The following is a 6,183-nucleotide window of genomic DNA, read 5'->3' on the forward strand; positions in this document are numbered from 1 at the left end:
GACGGTGAGGTGACGTTCCGGTATCCCGATTGAACACTCTCCGTCCGGCCGGTGAAGTTCGATTTGATCTTGGCCGAAAGCGAGTTTTGCGTGGCTAACGTCCGGTCGTATGAAACGGATAAATGCGGCTGCTGGGCTCTGTCTCGGCCTGCTGTTCCTCATGCTGGGCATCGGTGCCCAGCCCGCAGCGGCCCATGTGTCGCGCGAACACGCCGAACTCGTCGTCACCACCGGTGAACGGGCCTCCAGCGGCCGACTCATCGTCCACGACGATGTCGTGGCGGCCGACGAGGCCGGTGCCTGGGCCGCCGGACGGCTCTCCGCGGGCTGCCCCGCCACCGGCTCGGGCGCCCCCGGCGACAAGGGCGGTGTCACCGGTGGGGTCATCGTCGAGCTGACCTGGAGCTGCCGGGTCGACTCCCTCGACCTCTCCGCGCTGCTCACCGACGGCAGACTCGTCCAGGTCGTCGCCGAGTTCGACGGGACCGTAGCCGAGGCGAACACGGCCGTCCCGGTCGTCGACGCCCGGGGTGCGCACCCCCTGCCTTCGTTCCCGTGGTTGACCGTCGCCCTCGTCGTCGCGGCCGGCCTCGTGCTGGTGTTCTTCGCCTGGCGGTTCCCCGTTCTGATCCGCGGAGCCCGCGACGGCGGACGTGCCGGCCGCCGCTTCAGGCTCACGACCGTCGGAGCCGTCGCCCTCGCCTCCCTGGCCCCCCAAGCCGCCTACGCCGTAGACGACACCTCTGCCCCCGCCCCGGCCACCGTCACCGTCAAGGGCACGGTCTTCAAGGACACCAACGCCAACGGCAAGCGCGACAGGGGCGAACGACCGCTCCCCGGTGTCGATGTGACCGACGGCGAAGTCTGGGCGACCAGTCGCTCCGACGGTACGTACTCCCTCGCCATCGACCCGAAGCGGCGTGAGACCGACCTCGTCCATATCGTCTCCCCGGACGGATACACGCCTTTCCTGCGCAAGGACTACATCCCCGAGTTCTTCAAGAAGGTCCCCGAGAGCGGTGCGAGCGGTGTCGACTTCGCGCTCGTCCCCGACCGCAACGCCAAGAATCCCACCGAGAAGTGGGTCATGAACTCCGACACGGAGGTCGGCAACCGCAACGACGACGAGGCCCGCCGCATCCTGCCGCAGTGGACCGGCCAGGTGCGGGCCATGGCCGAGGTCGACGGCGCCACCATGCAGATCGCCACCGGCGACCTCACCGTCACCGACTACGCGGCCGAACCCCGCCGCCAGACCGGATACGACCTCTTCAGCAAGGGCCTGAAGGACGGCCGGCTCGGCCACCCCTTCTACCCCGTCATCGGCAACCACGACTTCGGCGGCACCGCCGTCTCCCAGGGCTACGCCGGCAGCATGGAGTACTACCGGCGCAACCTCGGCCCCGAGTGGTACAGCTTCGACCGCAACGGCCGACACATCGTCGTCCTGGAGAACAACTACGACGCCAGCGGTCTCAAGCCCCAACTCGAATGGCTCAAGCGCGACCTCGCGCGCAACGCCGCCGGCAAGCAGGTCTTCGTCTTCGCCCACCGCTCCCTGTTCACCCAGTGGGGTCCCGGCGCCGGGATGCAGCCCACGATCGACGAACTCGCCAAGTACGACGTGCGGATGATGGCCGCCGGCCACAACCAGCAGTCCGAGTTCCGCCGGGGCGCCTTCCAGCGTTCCGTCGAGGTCAACAACCAGGGCAGTTACGGAATCGACGGCGCCCGCCCCGACTACAAGGTCCTCGACTTCAGCGGCATCACCGACGACCCGAAGACCCGGAAGAACGAGGACACCGGGCACGTCTCCGGCATCCACCGACAGTTCGAGATCGACGACGACTCCGCTCTCGTCAGCCCCGCGAAGGGCAGCGTCCACGGCGCCAGGGCGAAGGTCCCCGTCGAGATCTACGCCGAGGACGATGGACGCACGCCCGGGAAGGCGACCGTCACCGTCAAGGACTGGCGGGACAAGGCCGTGCAGACCCAGACGGTCCGCTTCGGCCGGAACGCGGCCGGGACCGGCCGGGAGAACTGCTACACCGCACCCGGCGGCACGGCAGAGCCCTGCCCCGAGGTCCGCGGCGCTTGGACCCGAGCCAGCGGCGAACTGAAGGGTCTGCGCCCCGGCACGTACAGCTCCGAGGTGCGCGTGTACGACACCCAGGGCAAGGAATTCCCCCGCCGCAAGGCCGATTTCCGCGTCGTACCCGACAAGGACCTGGACAAGACCCGTACCGGACAGGACTGGCTGCGCCAAGGCGGCGACGAGACCGGACGCTCAGCCAGCGCGGACGACCCCGGTGCGAAGCTGGATCTGGAGTGGGCCCGGCACACCGGTGAGCAGTTCAACCTCAATGGGTCGGTCGTCGACGACGGCAGGCTCATCGTCGCCTCCCGGGCCTTCGACTCCCCGTACAGCATGATGCTCGCCTACGACGTCAGGAGCGGGCGCGAGCTGTGGCGCACCTACCTCGACGGCGACGCCGAGTCCGCACCCACCCTCAGTGGTGGCAAGGTCTATCTGACGACCGGCGTCGGCCGGGTGTACGCGCTCGACGTCAAGACCGGCAAGGTCGCCTGGGAGTCCATCGACCGCGAGACGAAGACCGGCGACACCGTGCGCCGCTACGGCCGCGCGGGCGGACCCGTCAGCGTCTTCGACCTCTCCGGCACCGACAAGCGCCCGGTCGCCGTCTACCAGGACTGGAACACCGTCCGCTGCCGGGACGCCCGTACGGGAGAACTCCTGCCCGGCGGATTCGCCGCCGCCGCCTCGTGGGGACAGACCCACAGCACCGCCATCCGCGAGCCCGGCTCCAACACTGCATATCTCCACTCCTCTTCCAGCAACACCGTCCTCGCCATGGACCTCTCCACCTGCAAGCAGCTCTGGGTGAAGGACACGGCGGGCGACATCGACAGCCACTCCTCGCCCGCCCTCACCGACCCGGCCTCGGGACCGGCGCAACTCGTCACCCACACCACCTGGGGCACGCGCGGCCATGACCCGAAGACCGGAGCGGTGACCTGGGAGTCTCAGGTCGGTGGCGGCAGCGTCTGCGAGCCGGGGCGCGCCCCGCTCACCAGCCCGGCGATCTGGGGCACCACCGCCTACGTCGCAGGTCGCGACGGCGTGGTCCGGGCGTACGACACCACAGCGGCCGACCCGAAGAAGCCGGTGTGGCAGACCAAGGCGGGCCATCTGCCAGGCGAGAGCCCGCTCGACGACAAGTGGCGCAAGGCGATGGGCTGCACGGTCGGCGACGGCTCGCCCACCATGCATCCCCTGGCCACCCAAACCCACCTCTACATCGGCACCTGGGACGGGCGGCTGCTCGTCCTGAACCGCACCACCGGCAAACAGGTTGCCTCCCACGACCTCGGCGCGGGTGTCGCATCGGCGCTCTCCATCAGCGGCGACCGCGTCTTCGCACTCACCGAAGACGGAACGGTCCACTCGCTGGCCGCCCGCCGGTACTGAAGTACGGCATCCGGCGGGCTCACCGCCCGCCGGGTCGCCGCCCCTGGAGTCCGCCGTCTCCGCGCCGCTGTCCGGCGGCGCGGAGACGGCACAGGCGCATCGTCCATCACCGGTGGGGACCCGCGGGCCTCGTGGCAGCGTCCATGTCCGCGCACCACCTCAGAGCATCAGAGTGATGGCGTAGACCAGGAAGAACGCAGCGAACACGGCCGCGACGATCAGGATGATCAGGAGGGGCCCCGTGGCCCAGCCGCGGCTCGTCTCCTGGCGGGGGCCGGTGCCCGAGCCCGTGCTCGACTCGGCGGGCGGGGTTTCCCCAGGCGGCACTCCGCCGCCGGGGGCCCTCGGATCGGGTTCGGGATCGGTGTCGTCGAAACTCATGCCGAAGGGGTACCCCGCGACGAACCGGATGCGCGGGTGACGTGCCGGTATTCCGGCAAATGGCTCGGCGGCCGGGTGGACGGGAGAACAGTCGACGGCACCGGCGCCGAACGGTGCGTCCGCCGTGTACCCCATGGCCCCGGGCCGCCAGGAGCCCGACGGCGCGGTGGCGAGGTGTTGCGCTCCGCGACAGCGCGCACACCAGTGGTCACTCGCGGGCCCGTCACCTGCTGCGGCCTGGGCAAGCTGCGTGCTCGTTGACTATGGCCGACCATGGAGGAGCAGAGGCTGGCCGGTTCTGGGGCCTCGGCTGCGCAGGGCGTAAACCACCGTGGCGCGCTGGAGGACTGCGCGCGGAGGGAGTTCGCCGTGGACACACCCGGCGGCCCGAAGGAACACGGCCGACACGAACCGAGCGGCCCATTGGACGAGGCCGAACGAGCGGAGTACGAGCGTCTACGACGCACGTCCGCGGTGCGACACCGTCGCCTGCGCATCTGTGGAGCTTCCCTGCTCCTCGTGCTGGCCGTGCTGCTCGCACCCGTCACCGTCGTCGCCACCTGGGTGAACTCCGAGATCACCGATGCCGATCGGTACGAGCAGACCGTCGCACCGCTCGCCAGGGATCCCGCAGTCCAGGATCTGGTCGTCAATCGCGTTACCGACGGTGTGGTCGACAAGATCGATGTGCACAAGATCACGCAGACGCTCTCCGACGCCCTGGCCGACCGTGGCGCCCCCGGCTTCCTGGTGGACGCTGCCCGATCACTGGACGCACAGCTCAAGACCGGGCTGACAACCGGAGTGCACTTCGTGGTCGAGAAGGTGGTGAAGAGCGACGCCTTCGCCAAGGCGTGGGACAACATCAACCGTGGTGCGCACGATGCAGCGGTCAATGCGCTCAACGGAGAGGGAAGCATCAGGATCCAGGGCGACGCCATCACACTGAACGTCGGTTCTGTGATCGAGGAGGTGCAGAAGCAACTGATCGGTGTGACCCTCGTCGGGGCGGATGACATTCCCGGGGCTGACAAGTCGATCGTGCTGGTGCAGCACGACGACCTGAGTGAGGCCCGTGATGCCGCGCGCTGGCTCGGCGTCGTCGGACCGTGGTTGCCCGTGGCCCTCGTCGTCATCGCCGGACTGGGCATATGGGCCGCGCCTTCACGCCGCGTCGCTTTGATGGCAGTGGGCATCGGCATCGGTGGCTCGATGTGTGCGCTGCTCATCGGCCTCGGGGTCATGCGTCAGATCTATCTGGATGCGGTGACGCCCGTGGCCGGGTCGTCGGACGCCGCAGCCGCCGTCTACGACACACTCGTGCGCTTCCTCCGGCAGACCGCCGTCACGGTCCTCCTCGCCGCCTTGCTCACGGTGATCGCGGGGTATCTCTACGGCCGCGGTAGAGGTGCCGTGGCGGTGCGCTCGGCCGCGGCCCGAGGCACCGAAGCCGCCGGGCACGGGCTCGCCCGGACGGGGGTGAAGACCGGTGTCGCCGGACGGTGGCTGCGGACGCACCGCCCCTTGACCACGGGTGTTGTCCTGGGCGCCGGGGTCCTCACCCTCTTCCTCTGGAACTACCCCACGCCCGGGGCCGTGGCCCTGGTGCTCTTGCTCGTCGTGGTGGTGCTGGCGGTCCTGGGTGTCCTGGCCGCGGCGGATCGAGCGCAGCCACGCTGGTGATGCGGGCGGTGCGGGGCCTTGGACCACAACGGCTCCGGACCGGTGTTCGCATCGGATCCCTGGTCGAGGCGCTTCGCACCCGCCCGATCTCGCACCTGCCTGATCTCGCACCCGTCCGATTCAGTCGTTCCTTCGGGATGCCCGGAGCGTGAGCAGGCCGGTCAGTAGAAAGGGAACGGGCGTCGCCATGAGGTATGTCCACTCCTCGCCCGAGATCAGCACCAGGCCGACGATGGCCGCCATGGCGAGTGCGCCGATGAGTTGTGCCAACCCCAGTACGCGTAGCAGGGATGCCCTGTCCATGTCGTCCTCCGTTCGCTCGGACACCGTTGCATCAGGGGGAAGCGAGATCCGTGCAACGCCCCTGTTCTTGAGCTCATTTCCTCCTCTTGCGGGAGACGAGGGCCACGATCAACACGAAGGCGAACGCAAGGAGCATGACGGGAATCTCCCAGCCGTCCGGAATCCAGTCACCGATCGCGATAGTGGACAACAGATCCTCCTGGGGGAGTGGGAGTGGGAGTGGGAGTGGGAGTGGGAGTGGGAGTGGGAGTGGGAGTGGGAGTGGGAGTGGCGAGGGGGGGGGCGGGCGCGGGGGTAAGGGGGAGGGGGGGGGGGGGGGTGAGGTA

General features: G+C 69.1%; 4 protein-coding genes. 2 read left to right on the plus strand and 2 right to left on the minus strand.

The genetic code is table 11. From position 1 onward, the window contains the following. Positions 1-109 precede the first annotated feature (109 nt). Entirely contained in the window at positions 110-3,490 is a 3,381-nt protein-coding gene (locus tag ABZ348_RS12845) for a PQQ-binding-like beta-propeller repeat protein (protein ID WP_358932208.1), read from the plus strand. A gap of 159 nt (positions 3,491-3,649) precedes the next feature. Here ABZ348_RS12845 and ABZ348_RS12850 read toward each other — a convergent pair whose 3' ends face one another. Further along, positions 3,650-3,871, minus strand: a complete 222-nt coding sequence (locus ABZ348_RS12850; protein WP_358932210.1) for a DUF6480 family protein — start codon at positions 3,869-3,871, stop codon at positions 3,650-3,652. A gap of 273 nt (positions 3,872-4,144) precedes the next feature. Between ABZ348_RS12850 and ABZ348_RS12855 the strand changes: the two genes are divergently transcribed. Beyond that, a complete protein-coding gene (locus ABZ348_RS12855; RefSeq protein WP_358932212.1) occupies positions 4,145-5,554 on the plus strand; it encodes a hypothetical protein in 1,410 nt (469 codons plus the stop codon). Positions 5,555-5,674: 120 nt separating this feature from the next. Here the strand turns inward: ABZ348_RS12855 and ABZ348_RS12860 are convergent, their stop codons facing one another. Beyond that, on the minus strand, positions 5,675-5,857 hold the full coding sequence (locus ABZ348_RS12860) for a hypothetical protein (protein ID WP_358932214.1): 183 nt from the start codon (positions 5,855-5,857) through the stop codon (positions 5,675-5,677). Between the last annotated feature and the right edge of the window lie 326 nt (positions 5,858-6,183).

This window comes from Streptomyces sp. NPDC005963, assembly GCF_040638655.1.
Classification (GTDB): Bacteria; Actinomycetota; Actinomycetes; order Streptomycetales; family Streptomycetaceae; genus Streptomyces.